Raw genomic sequence first — 1,721 nt, 5'->3', positions numbered from 1 at the left:
GGCTTTGCTGCCCGCGTTGCTGGGCCTGGGGGCCGGGCGGCGCACCAGCTACCGGGGCGTCCCGGCCGCTGGGCTTGCTACCGCTAGGACTCGCCTTCGTCAAAATCGGCTCCGTGCTCTACGGTAGCGGTTACGTGCTGCTGGCCTTCCTCGATGCCGATTTGGTGCAGCGCTTCCACTGGCTGACCACGCCGCAACTACTCGACGCCGTGGTGGTGGGGCAAGTGACGCCGGGACCGGTATTCACGACGGCCACCTTCGTGGGCTACGTGCTGCTGGGCTGGCGCGGGGCGTTGGTGGCCACGGTGGGCATTTTCCTGCCCGCCTTCGTCTTCGTGAGTCTCAGCCGCAACCTGGTAACGCAGCTGCGGGAGTCCCCGCTGGCCGGCGCCTTTCTCGATGGGCTGAATGCCTCCTCCTGGGCCCTGATGGCGGTCGTGTCGCTGGCGCTGGCTCACACTGCCCTACTGGACCTGCCTACGGTAGCGCTGGCGCTGACCAGCGCGGTGCTACTGCTGCGCTACCGGGTCAATTCTGCCTGGCTGGTGCTAGGCGGCGCGGCCCTGGGCTACGGCCTGCAACAGGCTGGGTGGATGCTGTGAGATGGGGTATGGAAGGCTGGTGTAGTGGGTACGGACTCTCGATTAAATGCTGAACCCAAGCGGTAGCTTAGTAGGACCGCTGCTACTTACGGTGGAGAACTGGAGCAACCAACAATCAAGAAATTCTCCGTGTTGTAAACACCCGTTAAACTATGTCGTATGTTTGCGACATAGATTTCTTATCCTGCATGACCTACGCCAAAACCACCGCCTTCACCGCTGAGCAACAGCAACTGGCCCGCGTGGCTAAAGCGCTGGCGCACCCGGCCCGGGTGGCCATCATCCAGCTGCTAGCGTCCAAACAGACGTGCATCTCCGGCGACATCGCGGCCGAGTTGCCGCTCTCGCGCACCACTGTCACCCAGCACCTGCAGGAGTTGAAAGCCCTGGACCTCATCCGCGGGGAAATCGACGGGCTGACGGTCTGCTATTGCCTCAACACGGAGCTGCTCCAACGGGTCCACCAGCAATTCACCCGCTTTTTCAGTGAGGCCACGGCCAGCCCGGCCTGCGGACCGGCCGTGGCCTGCGCCTGCTAACACTATCCCGTACCCTAACCTCGCTAACCGATGACAATCTTTGAAATGAAGCAGTCCCTGGCCGGACTCGATACCGTGAACTTCCGCCTGCCCTCGGGCGAGTACCTGCCGGCGCACTTCCACGTGACGGAGGTGGGCCTAGTAAGCAAGCACTTCATCGACTGTGGCGGCGTGGAGCGCCGCGAGACCGTGGCCAACTTTCAGCTGTGGGAGGCTGGCGACTACGACCATCGCCTAGCGCCCCAGAAATTCCTACACATTCTGCAGTTGTCGGAAAAGATTCTGGGCCCCGAAGACCTGGACATTGAGGTAGAGTACCAGCAGGCCACCATCGGCAAGTTCGGTCTGGCCTTCGATGGCACCGATTTCGTGCTGACCCCGAAACAAACCGCCTGCCTGGCCCAGGAGGCCTGCGGCATTCCGGAAAAGGAATTTGCCTTGCCGCAGTTGCAAATCGCAGGCTGCACGCCCGGCAGCGGGTGCTGCTAGGCACTGTTAGCGGCGCTGCCCGTAGCGGGTGGCGTCGCTTCGCTTATGCTCGCTAATCCTACTTTTGGCTGAGTTTGACCTCCTGATGACC

General features: G+C 62.3%; 3 protein-coding genes. All 3 read left to right on the top strand.

Annotated features, from left to right (window positions below; translation table 11 throughout):
- Nucleotides 1-602: chromate transporter (locus VI25_RS22845; protein WP_161807047.1), on the top strand; the 602-nt coding region annotated here is incomplete at its 5' end.
- Between the two features lie 152 nt (nucleotides 603-754).
- Nucleotides 755-1,141: an ArsR/SmtB family transcription factor gene (locus VI25_RS22840; RefSeq protein WP_236705221.1), complete on the top strand. Its 387-nt coding sequence runs from the start codon at nucleotides 755-757 to the stop codon at nucleotides 1,139-1,141.
- Between the two features lie 30 nt (nucleotides 1,142-1,171).
- Entirely contained in the window at nucleotides 1,172-1,630 is a 459-nt protein-coding gene (locus VI25_RS22835; protein ID WP_055562969.1) for a DUF6428 family protein, read from the top strand.
- Nucleotides 1,631-1,721: the final 91 nt, after the last annotated feature.

Origin of the sequence: Hymenobacter sp. AT01-02 (assembly GCF_000961955.2) — a bacterium.
GTDB classification, from domain to species: domain Bacteria; phylum Bacteroidota; class Bacteroidia; order Cytophagales; family Hymenobacteraceae; genus Hymenobacter; species Hymenobacter mucosus.
This window is presented reverse-complemented; position numbering and strand designations above follow the sequence as displayed.

Coding starts and splice junctions, on each gene's coding strand:
- VI25_RS22835 (WP_055562969.1), top strand. CDS start 1,172: ATGACAATCTTTGAAATGAAGCAGTCCCTGGCCGGACTCGATACCGTG.
- VI25_RS22840 (WP_236705221.1), top strand. CDS start 755: ATGTCGTATGTTTGCGACATAGATTTCTTATCCTGCATGACCTACGCC.